The organism is Rickettsia australis str. Phillips, from assembly GCF_000273745.1.
In the GTDB taxonomy this organism is placed as follows: Bacteria; Pseudomonadota; Alphaproteobacteria; order Rickettsiales; family Rickettsiaceae; genus Rickettsia; species Rickettsia australis.
In genome coordinates this window covers 1-15404 of the sequence record NZ_AKVZ01000002.1, presented here as the reverse complement: position 1 = coordinate 15404, position 15404 = coordinate 1, and the positions used below count along the sequence as shown (strand labels likewise).

The following is a 15404-nucleotide window of genomic DNA, read 5'->3' as shown; positions in this document are numbered from 1 at the left end:
TTCTATTATTTACCTCCACCCGAACCACTTGCTAAATCAGCTAATCCTCCACCTGCACCGCTTTCTGAATCACCGCCTTGCTGTTCTCCCTCTTTACGCTTACCTCCAACATCAGGCTTATCTCCTACCGACGGCTTACCTGGTGAAGTCATTGACGCATCCTTAAGGAAAGCTGCTCCTTTCTTTACTAAATCAACGATTTTAGTTGGACTTGCCGTTACTGCATCCATATTAGGACCATTAGTTAAATCAGAAGCAAATCGCCCTATCGATCTAGAGAAATAATAAAAAATAACCGAAAATACTAATACGCACAAAAGTTCCGCTAAAATAGATACAACATCTCTAACAATTGATTTTATTGGGAAAAATATCAATAAATGCTCTTCCCAACCTTCACCTGCATAATATTGTAACATTTTATATCCAAAACTTTCCTGACATTTATCTGCTCCGCTGTTAGGGAGCCTTAACTCAAAAGTGCTAAATCTAATATCCCCTTTTTCATAATCATATCTAAGGAATTCACAATTTTTAAATATTGCGGAATCATACATAGTTATTAATAAAGCTATAAAACCTGCTACTACTGCCGGCTGCAATGCACATGAAATACATACTTTTAACCACCCGTCAAAATAAGCTTTTGTACGAGTAAATAGAGCCATAGGAATGAATATAGGAGAAATATATGTCATAACGTAAATAGTAATCATGCAAACTAAATAATGCGTAATAAAATATAAAATTATAGATAAAAATATTACAGAAAATACTAAACCTGCCGCAAGTATAATAACGTTTCCGGACATAAAGAATCCAAACATAACAGTAAAAAATCTAAGTGCTCCTGCTTTACTTAAATCTTTCGGTCTATCTTTTTTGCCGTCAGGATCAAAATTAGGTATAGGTGTATTATTACCGCCGGGACCATTACCGACTGCATTCCCTAAAACTCCATTCTTATCTATATTATAAAGTAAATCCAAGCCAAGATAATAACCTATACGGCAATCAATCGCGTCCCATAAACCGTAAAATTTATAACCATCCTTATACTTTGAATTATCAAATTGACACAATCCTCTAGGACCTGCTGCATTAAAGATCATCTGTGCAAAGTCCGGTGCTGCTCCCGTCAAAAGAGGTAATCCATATTTTAACATACCGTTTTCTTTTGTCGGCTGACCACCGCTAAAATCTAAAGGTTCAAGACCAATAGAAAAATAGGTAACAAATAAGAACTTTATTACAAAAAGAGCTATTTTTTCAGTACTTGCATATTCTTTATTTAGAGCCATATTAAAGGCAAAAAACATAGTATAAAGAATTAATGCCGCACCTATAATTCTCTTTAAATAACCTTGAAACGTAGAAAAAGCAGCAAGATGAGTTATTCTAGAATTTTGATCTTGAGAACTACAACCATTTCCGGCAAAAAATATTTTATTAAGCGTTTCGCTCAAACACTGAACTGCAAGACCGGAAAAATTAATTAAAGATTGGCTATAATTTGCTCCCGTATAGCAACTTTTTCCTATATTACAATTTTCATCATTAGGCGGAGTAGTAGGCGGCGGAGTAGCACTTAAAGATTTACATGCTACCGGCATCGGTCCTCTTGACGTCGGCATAACTAAACATAGATCATTATCCCATTTTTTAACCGTTAAAACGATATTCTTTAATATAGGATTTGCTCCAAGATCAGGATTATTATCAGTACTTAAATCACTAATCTTCTTAGAGTCACCTTCATTTAAATTATATATGGTGCAAGGGCTACTACTACCTTCTACATTTTTAAAACAAAACGTTATACTAGACGCAACTGAATTACAATTGCCTCTCGGATCTTTCATATCAATACTACGAATTATATAGCCATATGCCGTGTCCTTTTCTAAATACCCATCTGAAGTAGTCGGTAAACTAGAACATGATTCTCCAAAGCCGGCAAAGCTCGCTAAGTTTACAGACACTATATAAACTATAATAAATATCTTTAAGGTTTTAAGAGTTTTCATTAGAACTATTATCTTTTTTTTCTGTTACTACGCCGCTTTTTACTAATTCATCCCATGCCTTTTCAGCATTTACACGTCGTTCTGATATTTCTCCTACTTCTTGTTCTCTTACTCTTCCTCCTCCGCTTGCTACTAGTTCATTCCATGCTGTTTCTACTTTTACACGCTTATCTCGAATCTCTGCATTTTCCCGTATCTGTTTTACTCCTGTCGGATTTTCATGTTCCTTTAAGTTAAAACTATAATCAATTACTCCTGACCCTCTACTTGTACTGTCAACTTTTTCTTGGGGTGACGTAGTAGTATTATCTTCTTGTTTGTCATTTTCTATATTTTTATTTTCTTCTACCTTTGCTTTTTCTGACTTATTAAGTGCATCAGCTAATTTATCAAATTTATTAGTTACACTATTATCTCTTTCTCTTATCTCAGTTACTACACCGCTATCGACTAACGCATTCCATTTCTTTTCTGCATTCGCACGTCGCTCCGATGTTTCTTCACCTTGCTGATCTCTTATTTTTCCTCCACTGCTTGCTACTAATTCGTTCCACGCTTTCTCTACTTCTATACGTTTATCTCGAATCTCTGCATTTTCTCGTATTTGCTTTACTCCTACCGGATTTTCATGTTCCTTTAAGTTAAAACTATAATCAATTACTCCTGTACCTTTACTTGTGCTATCAACTTTTTTTTGTGGAGCTGCATTATCAACTTTTTCCTGTGGAGGCGGAGTATTATCAATCTCTTTTTTACTTTCTTGATTATTATCTTTTATGATTTTTCCAATACTTTCAGTTTCAATATTACTTTGTGGTGCAGGTATAAAAATAGAAGTTCTAATACTAGCATACGGTGGTGAAACAGCTTCTGGAGGAGCAGAAAGAGGAGTAACAACATCTGATCTTACTTCACTGGTTACTGTTTTTGGGCTAGAAGTGGCTACAAAAGACGAAGCTGTCGGTGTTGTTACTGCAGGTACCGACGTACCTCCACTTGCAGCAATATTATCATTTGGCCATCCGCCTCCGCTCGTAGCAATATTATCACTTACTCCTCCACCTTGACCAGCTTTTAAATCACCAACTCCTCCTCTACTTGCTATCTGATCGCCCCCCTTAGTTGCTGCACCCGCAGCAGCAAGAGCTGCCATACCTACCTTAAATATTGCTTGCGGTTTTATAGCAACATTATTAAGAGCTACTCCTTCCGTCATATCTGCAGCAAATTCAGCTAGCTGACTACTAAAATTATACATCAAATACAATGTAAAACATGCCGTAACTAACGCAAGCAAAATATTTTTAATTTTCTCAAAAAGCACTTTTGGAGACATGAAAAACATTCCGGGTCCCAAAACTACTCCCGATAAAAACTGGAATTTAGCAAGAAATTTATCGGTAGGGGTATCTCCTGGTTTACTATCAACTATTTCACTTACACTATCTTTTGCAAAATTAAATGCCGTGGTAATAGGGTTATTTAACATATAACCTAAACTATTTTGACAGCTTTCTACTGAATCTTTATCAGGATATTGTGACGTATCATCCCAATCATTATTAATATAAAATATTAAAACATCCCTCTTAGAAGTAAGACCACCTTGAATTTTGTCTTCTATACTATTGTGAATTAACTTGCTCTTATATTGACATTTACCGTAGAAACCATAATCATATACCGCAAACATCGTAATCATAAAAGTAACTACCACCATAGGCTGTAGCAAGAACGAAATCATCAGCTTAACCCAACTGTCAAAATAATTTCGTGTATAGGTGAATAAAAACATAGGCACGAAAAGAGGAGCTAGAATACCAAGTATTACTATCGATATCATGCACATAATCGTTGCATTAACCATAAAGGCAGCAACCGAAATCACAAGTAACGGATAAGCAAGCGCGAGTGATACCAACATCATATTACCGGATATTATCGCCGGAATTAGCAAATAAATATATGGTGGAGCACTAAAACTAAAGAAATCAAAATTTAAAAAATCATGGCTTCGATAAGCATTTTCGACAAGTAACGTAGATAATATATCAAGTCCTAAATAATGAGCTACCCTACAATCTAACGCATCCCATAATGCAATATAAGAAACGGTACTGTCATAAGAAAGGTTGTGAAATTTACATAAACCGGATGGAGCAGCATTCATAACCCAACTTGCTAAACCGTTTATACCATTAAGTAAGAAAGGAAACGCCCACTGAAGCATACCGTCTAGCCGATCATACGGAGAGCCATTACCAGGGGTTATATTAATTCCTATTGAAAAATAAGTTACGAATATCATTTTCAATATAAAATTGATATACTCACTTTTTGGCGGCACTTCACCTGCAAGTAATAGTTTAAAGCCAAAAAACATAACATATAAAGTTAGAAAAGCCGTAACTATTTTATACATTCCTACTTGGAATTGAAATAATGCACTATCTTGCCTTGAAGCAAAATTAACCACTTGATCTACATTATCAAAACTACAAACATCTTTACTAATTAGTAATCTAGCAATCATTTGCCTCATACATTCTATAAGAGGAGAAGTCATGACTACTGCAGTTTTTGAAGCATTATAAGCTTTTTGATAACATCCGCCGCCTGCTGCACTACAAGACACTAAAGCTAAAGGATCGGCAGGCGTTTCCTTAGAATCTTCAATAAAATCCTTATCTGCTACATCCATAAAACTATTATACATGGATTTCGGAAACGGCTCTTTCATATATTTACAGCCGACAGGGACGTCTCCTGTAAATCCTTTTGTCGATACGCATATTCTATCTTTATCTTGAATAACTTTCCAATATATTACCGGGAAGCCTACATCAAATGCAAAACCGTCATCACCAAGCTTACCGCTATATGGAACATGATATTCCTTTTTTTTATTTTCCCACGCTTGCTTTATATCATCCCAAGGGTCACTCCCTGTTAAGACGGCTTTAGCAATAGCAAGTGCCGATTCAGCAACAGATTTTGCCCGAGATACAATTAATTTAGCATTACTACATAAAGCAAAATGTAATTCTGGATTTTTAGGATCAATTCTGTTTTCACGAGTACATTGCCCTCCGGGGAAATTTCCAAAATTACTATCGTTAAATAAATCACTGTCGTTTATTTTAAGCTTTAAAAACGTATTCATGTATAAAACGGGAGAGACAAGATTCATGGCCGCAAAAGTAAAGAACGGCGCAACAATACATGTATGAGAAAATTCAGTACGCAGCAAATCGCCTACGCCTTGGGTTTCGCAAGTTAAGCCACTCAAAATATCTACAATGCTATCAAGAGTATTATCGGCATGGATTTTAGTCACTAGCCCTAAATTTAGGGCGAAGCTTAATACTAATGTTATAAGTATACTACGAGGAAATAATTTCATGACTAGTTACTTGCCTCGTATGAGATAGTTTTTAACGTCATTGCGAGGAAAAATTGAAAATTTTGACGAAGCAATCCTGTAAAAAATTCTAATTTACAGAATTTTTTTATTACTTTTTCTGGATTGCCACGCAGTCTACGACTGCTCGCAATGACGACTCGGTATCCATTAAATCTATAATGTTTTAACTGCTTCATAAAATATAGGTAACCACTTATCCGGATCATTGCCGTATTTCTCTCTAATTTGATCGAGCAATATTACAGTCTCAACTCTGCCTGATAAAACACTAATTATATTATTCATACCTTCTAAGTTAACTTTAGCAACTACGGCATCTATTCCTTGTTTTATTAAAAAATAACGTGTAGTAGGGTCGGTAGTTTTAATTAAAATATATTCTCGCTGACTTAACATAAATGCACTACGATAAATATCCGTAGCTTTCAAATTAGGTAAAAAAATCTGCGTAGCTGTTTGTTGAATCAACGTATCACTAATTCTACTTTTTGCGGCATCTTCAACACTCTGCGTAGCAAATATAACAAAAGTATTTAATTTTCTCAACACTTTTAACCAATCTTTGATCTTAGGTGCAAATACCGGATTATCGATTAAAGCCCATGCTTCATCAAGTACTATCATAGTTTTCTGTCCATCTAAAGAGATATTAATGCGATGGAAATATATAATAATACCGGTGCAAGGCACAGGATCTTTAAGTAATTCAGTCATATCAAAACCAAATACCCTTGCTTTTTGTAAATCAATATCATCTACTTCATTGTCAAATATCTTAGCATGTGAACCTTTACCAACCCACATTGCAATCCTACTTGCCAAACTATTTGGTGTATCAATACCAAGAAATGCTATAACATTACTAAGCCTTCTGTCTTTTTTCTCTAATCTAAAATTACCACTTACTGCTTGAGATAAGATTTTATTATCTTGTGCAGTTAAACTTTCACCGTTAGAAGTTACAAGTACACGAAGCCACTCTAAAATAAATGTTCTATTCTCACTAGAATCTTCAAGCTGCAAGGGATTAAAATTACATTTTAATCCCGGATCAATTACCGTATAAACTCCGTTTAAAGCACGTATAAATATTTCGGCTCCTCGATCTTTATCAAAAAAGAACATACGAGGTTTGAATTTTTGTGCTTCTGCACATAAAAAATTCATAAGAACTGTTTTACCGGCACCAGTTGGACCGATAATTAGAGTATGTCCAACATCCCTTACATGGAAATTAAAATAAAACGGCGTACCTGAAGTAGTATCAAGTACCGTGACATATTCTCCCCAATGGTTATCTCTAATTTTACCGAGCGGATAATTATGTTGTGAGGCAAAGCTAGCCATATTAAGAGTATTTATAGTGGCTTTACGTACTATATAATCCATATTTCCCGGCAACTGTCCCCAATAGCTAGGTTCCATGTTAACTTTTTCTCTAACCGGCTGAATTCCTGAATTAGAAAGCTCCACTGCTGCCATTGATAATATATCTTCCAAAGCTTTAATATTATTTGCAGAACATAAAAGCGATAAATGATGCTCACCGAAACCGATATCACCGCTAGTGGCCATATCAAGGGCCGTATTAATTTCAGCAATTTGCGAAGTAGCTTTATCACCAGATTGTATCATTCTATTTTGCTGTAATTGCATTTTACCGATCGCTATGGTTCTATTAGCAAAGACAAAGCTTTGAGTCATGACAAATTCAAAAGGCATTTGCAAAAATCCATCAAACATTCCTGCCGAAGTATTAGGCCCGTATTCAAGTATACTGATCATTCCGGCATATTTTTTGCCAAACGGACTTCTTGCTTCAATAGTACGAGAATCAAAAAATAAACGATGAGTCGGTAAATATTCGTCAATAGTACCACGCGGTAATGCTATAGGACCTGGTGAATCGCCGCAATTGATTAAAGATGAAAGGAATTCTAAAATTTCACAATAACTACCTGACTGCGTTTGACGAACTCCAAGTAATCTTGCTCCGTAACTTCTGAATGTATTAACCACTCTAGTTGACATTTCTTGAAGATTTTCTTTCATCTCTTTCATGTCATTTTCCCAAGCGGTTTTATTAGATTTTTGTCTAAGCTTCTTTAGAAAATACTCAACTATAGCAGCACCGCCGGTATCAGGCTTATATAAAATACTCACATATAATTCGTTAAAAAATGACCTAGCACCCGCATGTTTCTTACGCCATTCTACACCTAAATAAGTAATGAAATCATTAGGGACTTTTACAGTAGGATCATACGTAAATTCCGTATCGTCAAATATTACTGCTTTACGTCTTCTAATAGTATGGAAATACATAACGATATTTCCCGAAGCCATATTTTTAAGTAAGGCATTTCTGACATTCTTTTTAATGTCTAGATCTTCATCATCAGCAGTTTCAAAAGAAAATCCGTTTATTTTAATAACTTGTAATAAAGAATTATCTTTTGTTAAAATAGTATTACTATCCCAATGACATTTATAAGGAATAAAATGCGAAGTTGGTCTTTCTTGTTTAGACCTTAATTCTTTAGCTGCTCTAGTTCTAAATAACTTCATTACCTCACCTGATTTAACGATTTTGATTTATTTTGTCATTGCGAAAAGAGGCGAAGCCTCGAGACGCGGCAATCTCAGAAATTTTATACTGTCAGCCTACCGCTGCTCTCAAGGCATTGTTGCGTAGACCGGTAAATGCTCTTTATTTCATTCCCGCGAAAGCGGAAATCCAGCATAAATCGAGATAAATCGAACTTTTAATTTCAAAAATTTGCTGTATTTATACCTTTTTTCTGGATCCCTACCTACGCGAAGGATAACATCGAGTAGGTTTAGCATCCACGAGGGAATGACATAAAACTCAAATATTATACGAATTTGCTCCGTAGTAAAATTTATTAGGACATTGGCTAGTTCTTGACATTTTATTTAAATATAGCTCTATGAATCTTGGTTCTTTAAAACATATAATATAAGCTACCAAATGCAAAGCAGCTGCAATGAATAAAATCATAATGCCGTTATTCCAAATAAATACTATCATCGTCATTATCATATTTAATGCAGCAAACTTAATACTTACTCCAAATATCATCGGCGGTCTAGTTAACCCTACAAATAAAAGATCGGATGCTAATGCTCCTGACATAAAAAACCTCTATTAATTTATGTTAATATCAAACATAGTTGACAATATTGAATTCGGTACTTCACTATTCACAAAATGTACGTAACCGTTATTATTTTCAAGCGCATCAACCGCTCTCTTAATTAATTCTTCTTCGATGAAATTATTACTATCATCTAACATTGATTTCAATAAGTTAATATCTTGTATTTTTATATTATACGGAAATATCTCGGATACCTGTAATATCTCATATGGCAATATTAAATGTTCCGCACTTAATACAAAAGCAATTGTTGCTACCGTTAAGTTAACATTTAATAAATGCGTTTTTTCCTGATTGTCACTCGCAAATGGTGCTATCACTGGTATAATATTATTCTCTTCAAAATTTAATAAAATTTCTGGATTAATCATAATAGACTCGCTAAAAAAAACCAATATTTATAACATCCTGATTTACAATTTTTCGGTGAGATAATTTTGACTTTTTTGCTTGCAGTAAATTAGTATCCTTACCTGAGATACCAACTGCATAACAACCTATACTACTTAACTTTGTTACTATAAGCTTGTTAACGTAACTGGATAAAATTTCCATAATAATAGGATTATTTAGAGAACTATAGTCGCTTATTTTACTAATTTTTTGACTAAAATTTTCATCTATTTGTGATATTAAAAACGAACTTCGTAAATCAATATGATCATGTACTATATATATTTTAGCACCGCATATCTCAAGCAATCTAATAGATTTAATAAAAGCCGTAAATAATTTATCGTCAATAATAATAGCAGCAGGTAATTTTAGAACTATTGCCTGATGCTGCAACTCACTACTACACTTTATTATATTCTTAATTATAGCAATGTTATCTAATGAAGAAATACTATCTACCTCTTTTTTAAGGTTTGGTGCATTTTGCCAAACTAGCTTTAAGTGCTCTTGCACCTTCTTTACTCCTACTACTGACATACATAACATTACATGAGTAGTTTAAAGTTGCAAGAAAATTCTGTACTTCATTGTTAAGGTTTTTACAATCCATAACTTTATCGGATTTTGTGAAAATAATTTGAAATTCTCTTTTATTTGCAAGTAATAGCTCAGCTACTTTCTTATCGTTTTCTTTTATACCCCTTCTTGAGTCAATCAATAAGTTCACTAACCTTAAATTATGACTATTTCGTAAATAATAACTAATTAATACTTCCCACTGTTCTTTGACTGATATAGGAACATTAGCAAAACCATAACCGGGCAGGTCAACTATAATAAGTTTATCTGCAAGGTTAAAAAAATTGATTTGCCTAGTACGTCCCGGAGTATTAGAAACTTTAGCAAGATTTTTATTATTACATATCGTATTTATTAGGCTTGATTTGCCGACATTTGACTTACCGACAAAAGCAATTTCCGGTAATGAAAAATTGGGGATTTGATTTATATTCATAGCACCGGCTACAAATTTAACTTGATGACGAAAAAGCTTACTGCCATCAGTTGATTTTTTATTATTTACCGCTTTTTCATTATTAATCATAGTTTTTTAGATTTGATAAATTTGCAGGTGTTGTATAATCATTGTAAGAAAAATTAGACGTTATTATATGGATAGGTTTTGTCGTCATTGCAAGAAGGCATTGTCGCGTGGATCAATTTTACCTCTGGATCAAACTACGGGGTGACAACTGATCCACACAGCAATGCCTTCGCAAAGACAGGGAAACCAAACCATGCAACAACACTGAGTTAGGAATGGCATCAATAACGCTATAAGTGAGCTAGAATGACATTTAAAAATATGGTAGCGGGGGCTGGATTTGAACCAACGACCTTCAGGTTATGAGCCTGACGAGCTACCGAGCTGCTCCACCCCGCAATAATTGAGAACTTACAACTTATCTGTGTTATATTGTGATTTAGTCTAATACTATGCGAATATTGTTAGTGTCATTCTTGCATAGATAACGAATAATCATAGATTGCACGGCAATCTAAAAAAATAATAAAATTCCATAAACCAGAATTTTTACTGGATTACGGACATACAACTGCTATGCAATTTCCTCGCATGACGACTTGTTATCCACAAACAAAGCCTAACTAGCTTCTTTCTTACCACCGAAAGAAAGACCTGAGAATCTTTTATTAAAATCACTAACACTTTTGTTGGATTGATTTACTACATTTCCGGAATCTTTATTCCATGCAGGATGTTTTCTAAAATCAACATCCATTAAAATTTCACCTGTAGGATGAGTAGACATTGTTTCAAAAACATCGCTTCCTACTTTAATCAAAAACTTTTTATATTCTGGATGTATACCGCTTTTCATAATGATTTTGCCGTTTTAGTCTGAATTATTTTTTTCTTAATAGCTCTAGCGTTACTTGATAAAACATTATCATCGGCTTGTAAAATATATGCATCAAAACCACCGGCTTTTTCCACTGAACTAATACATCTCGCATTAACCGATAATCTATATTCTCCGGCTGTTATATCACTTGTAAACTTAACTGACCTTAAATTAGGCTCAAAACGTCTTCTAGTTTTACGTTGAGAATGTGATACATTGTTGCCGTATAAAACACCCACACCTGTGAGTTCGCACTTACGTGACATAAGCTAAATACCTTAAAACTCATAAATATACAATAAATGAAAAGTATAAAGTAATACTCCCCTAGTGTCAAGAACTAATTACGTTCCGTTTAGTGAAGAAATAAAGATAGGTACGATGTATTTATATGTGAAATAGGCACAAGCCAAGCCTAACATAGTACCGATAACGATTATACGAAATTTTGCAGGACTAAAAATTAAAATAACTACTCCAAAAATAATTACTATTTTTATTATATCATCTGTCGTATAAGAGCTAGAGTTTATAGCATAAACATTTAGGTTTATACCTAGAAATATTATTATACATAATAAGTGCTTAAACATTTTATACCTCTATAGGACCGGTAGTTAATCCATTTATAAATTGTTTTAAATAAGGATTATCACTATTACGCATTTCATCTTTACTACCGTACCATTTAATTTTTCCTTGATAAATCATAGCTACTTCTTTAGCTATTTTTTCGGCACTAATCATATCATGAGTTATAGTAATCGTAGTTGCCCCTAACTCTTCTTGGATTTTTATAATTAATTCGTTTATAACATTTGCCATTATAGGATCAAGCCCTGTGGTCGGTTCATCAAGAAATAAAATCGACGGTGTACTACAAATAGCCCTAGCAAGGGCTACTCTTTTTTGCATTCCTCCCGATAATTCGGAAGGGTAAAGATCAAGTATTCTAGGGGACAAACCGACGGAATTAAGCTTTGCACCGGCAAGGTCGTTTTTGTCTTTCTTAGATAATTTTTTAGTCTCGAAAGTAACATTATCACGTATATTCAAGGAGTCAAATAATGCTCCGCCTTGAAATAAAAAGCCTATACCGTCCATAATCTCAAATTTTTGTTTACTTGAGATATCTTGGATTTCTACATTATCAATAAAAATTTTACCTTTATCAGGTTTAATCAGTCCTACTATATTTTTAATTAAAACCGATTTGCCACTACCGGAACCGCCTAAAATAACTAATGAACTGCCCTTTTTTACATCCAAATCTATTCCGTCTAACACCTTATGATTAGCAAATGATTTATATAATGACCGAATTTTAATTTTAAATTCTTTCACACTCATGCATACTCCAAATAAAAAAACTGTAGACGAAATTTAATTTGGAAAAGAGCAAGGCTGCGTACGACTCACTTTTACCTCTATCATCCCGCAACTTGATCGCAGGATCCAGTTAAAAACACTAATATTAGTGTTTTTAGTTGTTTTCTGGGTACCGTGGTCAAGCCACGGCATGACACCAAGCGAGTTTTTCTAACCACGCAACAAAACCCATTTTTCAAATTAAACGAGTCTATACTTTAAAAAATAATTCGGTTATTAAATAATTGCTTATTAAGATAATGATAGAAGAATTTACTACTGCCAAGGTAGTGGCTCTTCCAACCCCCTTAGCACCTTTACCTGAATAATAACCGCTATAGCAACTTATTATAGAAATAATAAACCCAAAAACTCCCGCTTTAACAAGACCGGAAATGACGTCAATCGGTTCTAAATACTGAAAAGTGCTAGTTAAATAAGCCGTACTATTAAAATCAAGTTTATATACCCCTACTAAATAACCGCCCATAATACCAATTATATCACCGATTAAAACAAGACAAGGCATTGTAATAATAGTTGCTATTACTCTTGGAAAAACTAAATATTTAATAGGATCGGTAGATAAAGTATATAAAGCATCTACCTGTTCCGTTACTCTCATTGTCGCTATTTCAGCGGCGATTGATGCTCCAACTCTTCCCGATACCATTAGTCCGGCTAAGACAGGTCCAAGCTCTCTAGTCAGCGACAATACTACTACCGTTGCAATAGAGCTTTCAGCTGAGAAACGGGAAAAACCAGTATAGCTCTGTAATGCAAGTACCGCACCTGAGAAGAAAGTCGTCATCGCAACAACCGGAAGCGAGTGAAACCCGATAAATACTAATTGTCTGATGATTAAACTCAAATATAAAGGCGGTCTTATTATACTGCTAACGGCAGCAAAGCTAAACAGAGAAAAGCTGCCTACACTTTGTGCAAACTTTATAGTACGTTTACCAACCGAATTAGCTATATTTAATAACATTTGTGTATATTCTTTATAATTTAAGTACTCTATGTCATTCCTGCAAAAGCAGGAATCCAGTTAAAGCGTATAAACACAAGTTTTTATACGCTTATTTTGTTAAACACGCATTTTTCATACCAATATTTAAGATATTTTATTATATTCCTGCTTTCGCAGGAATGACACCCTGAATGTTCATACACTAGAATGACATCACACATAGGAATCTACTCAATATAAATTCTCTTATACCTACTACCGAGACTAGTCAATACCTCATACCCTATAGTACCTATAATACTTGCTATTTTATCGGGCGTGCAATAATTTCCGATAATTTCCACTTCCTGCCCTAGAAAAATATCAAGCGGTGGTAGATCGGTAACATCGATATTTATCAAATCCATCGATATTCGCCCTACTATAGGAACGCTGCGACCATTAATAAATACTTCGCCTTGATTGCTAAAATTACGACTAAACCCATCGGCATAACCAAGCGGTAACGTTGCAATAACACTATCACGTTTAGTTGTAAAAGTCATATTATAACCGATATGACTATCTAGTGTCAAATTTTGTAAATGAATTATAGGAGCTTTTAAGGTTACGGGATTTTTCATTACAGGATTAAGCCCATATAAAGCAGCCCCTGGTCTTGCTAAATCAAAATGATAATCCTGCCCTAAAAATATGCCGCCGGAATTAGCAAGGCTTGCTTTGACGTTTGGGAAATATTGTAAATAAGCTTTAAATATGTTTAATTGCTCTAGATTATAAGGATTATCTATTTCCTCAGAGATAGCTAGATGGCTTATAATATATTGTAAATCTAGCCCTTTTAATAAATCACGATCATTAATGATCTGCTCTATCTCATCAGAGCTTAAGCCAAGACGATTAATCCCCGTATTGAAATGTAGATAACAAGGCAATAATCTGTGTTTCAAATTACTAAATTTTTGCCAAATTTCTATTTGTTTTAAGTTATTTAGAACAGGGGTTAAATTATATTCTATAAGCTCTAAAGCATCATATTCAAAAACGCCGTTAAGAACTAAAATATTAACATCTAACCCTAAAGCTTTGCGTAAATTCACTCCCTCCTCGCTTGTGGCTACAAAAAAATGCCTACAATTTTCTTCTATTAAAGCTTTAGAAATTTGCACTGCTCCAAGACCGTAACCGTTAGCTTTAACAGCAGCACCGACTAATGAGGTTTTGCAAATACCTTGTAATAAAAGATAATTATTTTTTATTGCAGATATATTTATCTCTAGAGTACACAAGCTCATAGTATATTTCTTAACTCTTTTACGATAATTGGCATTACCGGTATTATATGAAATTTTGGAGGTAAGTCACCTACTTCTATAGTATCGGTAACAAAAATATTATCTATTATCGAATTTTCAATTTTATCTTTAGAACCAGCAGCAAGCACAGCATGAGTTAAAAGCACTAACCGATAAAGCCGCATGTTCTTTTAAAAATCTTGCTGCTTTTATGGTTGTTTCACCGCTATCTATAATATTATCAAGTAATATGCAATTTGCACCCTCTACATTACCTGTTATTAATATCATCTCACAATTATTATTTATATCCTTTTTTTATTTATATAAGCTGAATCTATATTTAATAAATTAATAATTTTTTGAACATGATTGATACTTCCTTTATCAGGTGCAACTATAACGAAATTGCTATAAGTTCTTAAAAACGGGCTATATAAATTTATAGGTTCAAGATTAGAAACAGGAATATTAAAAATTTCTCTATTTTATCGGAATGTAAATTAATAGTAATTACATGGTTTACTTCGAGCTTCTCTAAAAAATCCGCTATTAACTTAGCAGGAATTATATTTTGAGAATTTATACTATCTTGCCTTGCATAACCGAAATAAGTCATTACTAAAATTATTCGACTTGCTCCAGCTTTTTTTTTGCTACATCTACTAGCAAGAACAGCTCAATTAAGCGATCATTAACAGGCTTTGATGTGGATTGTATTATGATTACATCTTCATTATGAAACAATTCTTGAATTTCTACTTTTATTTCGGAATCATTGAAATAGGTAATTCTCGGCTCAATCTATTTAATG

General features: G+C 33.9%; 15 protein-coding genes, 1 tRNA gene and 1 pseudogene. All 17 read right to left on the bottom strand.

The window, feature by feature from the left end; translation table 11 throughout:
- Nucleotides 1-5 precede the first annotated feature (5 nt).
- The 17 genes and pseudogenes from A452_RS0100295 to A452_RS12415 all read right to left on the bottom strand — a co-directional run bounded on the left by A452_RS0100295 (nt 6) and on the right by A452_RS12415 (nt 15337).
- Nucleotides 6-2027, bottom strand: a complete 2022-nt coding sequence (locus A452_RS0100295) for a TrbL/VirB6 family protein (protein WP_014412011.1) — start codon at nt 2025-2027, stop codon at nt 6-8.
- Entirely contained in the window at nt 2014-5430 is a 3417-nt protein-coding gene (locus A452_RS0100290; RefSeq protein ID WP_014412012.1) for a TrbL/VirB6 family protein, read from the bottom strand. The genes A452_RS0100295 and A452_RS0100290 overlap by 14 nt, the downstream gene beginning before the upstream one ends.
- Before the next feature lie 174 nt (nt 5431-5604).
- The gene (locus A452_RS0100280; protein WP_017208453.1) at nt 5605-8019 is read right to left on the bottom strand and encodes a VirB4 family type IV secretion/conjugal transfer ATPase; all 2415 of its coding nucleotides are present in this window, start codon (nt 8017-8019) and stop codon (nt 5605-5607) included.
- Nucleotides 8020-8320: 301 nt separating this feature from the next.
- Nucleotides 8321-8608, bottom strand: coding sequence for a type IV secretion system protein VirB3 (locus A452_RS0100275; protein WP_012013356.1), 288 nt, complete (start codon nt 8606-8608; stop codon nt 8321-8323).
- A 12-nt stretch (nt 8609-8620) separates the two neighbouring features.
- Nucleotides 8621-9542 (bottom strand): annotated as a pseudogene (locus tag A452_RS07750) (amino acid kinase family protein).
- On the bottom strand, nt 9496-10134 hold the full coding sequence (gene yihA, locus A452_RS0100265) for a ribosome biogenesis GTP-binding protein YihA/YsxC (protein ID WP_014412014.1): 639 nt from the start codon (nt 10132-10134) through the stop codon (nt 9496-9498). Before yihA ends, A452_RS07750 begins: the two are co-directional and overlap by 47 nt.
- A gap of 262 nt (nt 10135-10396) precedes the next feature.
- A tRNA-Met gene (locus tag A452_RS0100260) sits at nt 10397-10473 on the bottom strand.
- A 220-nt stretch (nt 10474-10693) separates the two neighbouring features.
- A complete protein-coding gene (gene rpmE, locus A452_RS0100255; RefSeq protein ID WP_014412015.1) occupies nt 10694-10930 on the bottom strand; it encodes a 50S ribosomal protein L31 in 237 nt (78 codons plus the stop codon).
- Nucleotides 10927-11220 (bottom strand): 50S ribosomal protein L28, encoded by a 294-nt coding sequence (gene rpmB / locus A452_RS0100250; RefSeq protein ID WP_014412016.1) that lies wholly within the window; start codon nt 11218-11220, stop codon nt 10927-10929. The genes rpmE and rpmB overlap by 4 nt, the downstream gene beginning before the upstream one ends.
- Before the next feature lie 78 nt (nt 11221-11298).
- Nucleotides 11299-11547, bottom strand: a complete 249-nt coding sequence (locus A452_RS0100245; protein WP_014412017.1) for a DUF5510 family protein — start codon at nt 11545-11547, stop codon at nt 11299-11301.
- Between the two features lies 1 nt (nt 11548).
- A complete protein-coding gene (locus A452_RS0100240) occupies nt 11549-12304 on the bottom strand; it encodes an ABC transporter ATP-binding protein (RefSeq protein WP_017208452.1) in 756 nt (251 codons plus the stop codon).
- 229 nt (nt 12305-12533) lie between these two features.
- Nucleotides 12534-13313: an MlaE family ABC transporter permease gene (locus A452_RS0100235; RefSeq protein ID WP_014412020.1), complete on the bottom strand. Its 780-nt coding sequence runs from the start codon at nt 13311-13313 to the stop codon at nt 12534-12536.
- Nucleotides 13314-13522: 209 nt separating this feature from the next.
- Complete coding sequence (locus A452_RS0100230) at nt 13523-14590, bottom strand: alanine racemase (protein ID WP_014412021.1); 1068 nt, start codon at nt 14588-14590, stop codon at nt 13523-13525.
- On the bottom strand, nt 14587-14775 hold the full coding sequence (locus tag A452_RS11650; protein ID WP_017208451.1) for a hypothetical protein: 189 nt from the start codon (nt 14773-14775) through the stop codon (nt 14587-14589). Before A452_RS11650 ends, A452_RS0100230 begins: the two co-directional genes overlap by 4 nt.
- The gene (locus A452_RS12685; RefSeq protein WP_231289976.1) at nt 14720-14881 is read right to left on the bottom strand and encodes a phosphoribosyltransferase family protein; all 162 of its coding nucleotides are present in this window, start codon (nt 14879-14881) and stop codon (nt 14720-14722) included. The genes A452_RS11650 and A452_RS12685 overlap by 56 nt, the downstream gene beginning before the upstream one ends.
- A gap of 151 nt (nt 14882-15032) precedes the next feature.
- Nucleotides 15033-15209 carry a hypothetical protein gene (locus A452_RS12420; protein WP_017208450.1) on the bottom strand — a complete coding sequence of 59 codons (177 nt, stop codon included), beginning with the start codon at nt 15207-15209 and terminating at the stop codon, nt 15033-15035.
- Nucleotides 15210-15217: 8 nt separating this feature from the next.
- The gene (locus A452_RS12415; RefSeq protein WP_274517396.1) at nt 15218-15337 is read right to left on the bottom strand and encodes a ribose-phosphate pyrophosphokinase-like domain-containing protein; all 120 of its coding nucleotides are present in this window, start codon (nt 15335-15337) and stop codon (nt 15218-15220) included.
- Nucleotides 15338-15404 lie beyond the last annotated feature (67 nt).

Excerpts from the sequence above, each read along its gene's own strand:
- A452_RS0100295 (WP_014412011.1), bottom strand. The coding sequence starts at position 2,027 with ATGAAAACTCTTAAAACCTTAAAGATATTTATTATAGTTTATATAGTG.
- A452_RS0100290 (WP_014412012.1), bottom strand. The coding sequence starts at position 5,430 with ATGAAATTATTTCCTCGTAGTATACTTATAACATTAGTATTAAGCTTC.
- A452_RS0100280 (WP_017208453.1), bottom strand. The coding sequence starts at position 8,019 with ATGAAGTTATTTAGAACTAGAGCAGCTAAAGAATTAAGGTCTAAACAA.
- A452_RS0100275 (WP_012013356.1), bottom strand. The coding sequence starts at position 8,608 with ATGTCAGGAGCATTAGCATCCGATCTTTTATTTGTAGGGTTAACTAGA.
- yihA (WP_014412014.1), bottom strand. The coding sequence starts at position 10,134 with ATGATTAATAATGAAAAAGCGGTAAATAATAAAAAATCAACTGATGGC.
- rpmE (WP_014412015.1), bottom strand. The coding sequence starts at position 10,930 with ATGAAAAGCGGTATACATCCAGAATATAAAAAGTTTTTGATTAAAGTA.
- rpmB (WP_014412016.1), bottom strand. The coding sequence starts at position 11,220 with ATGTCACGTAAGTGCGAACTCACAGGTGTGGGTGTTTTATACGGCAAC.
- A452_RS0100245 (WP_014412017.1), bottom strand. The coding sequence starts at position 11,547 with ATGTTTAAGCACTTATTATGTATAATAATATTTCTAGGTATAAACCTA.
- A452_RS0100240 (WP_017208452.1), bottom strand. The coding sequence starts at position 12,304 with ATGAGTGTGAAAGAATTTAAAATTAAAATTCGGTCATTATATAAATCA.
- A452_RS0100235 (WP_014412020.1), bottom strand. The coding sequence starts at position 13,313 with ATGTTATTAAATATAGCTAATTCGGTTGGTAAACGTACTATAAAGTTT.
- A452_RS0100230 (WP_014412021.1), bottom strand. The coding sequence starts at position 14,590 with ATGAGCTTGTGTACTCTAGAGATAAATATATCTGCAATAAAAAATAAT.
- A452_RS11650 (WP_017208451.1), bottom strand. The coding sequence starts at position 14,775 with ATGCGGCTTTATCGGTTAGTGCTTTTAACTCATGCTGTGCTTGCTGCT.
- A452_RS12685 (WP_231289976.1), bottom strand. The coding sequence starts at position 14,881 with ATGATATTAATAACAGGTAATGTAGAGGGTGCAAATTGCATATTACTT.
- A452_RS12420 (WP_017208450.1), bottom strand. The coding sequence starts at position 15,209 with ATGACTTATTTCGGTTATGCAAGGCAAGATAGTATAAATTCTCAAAAT.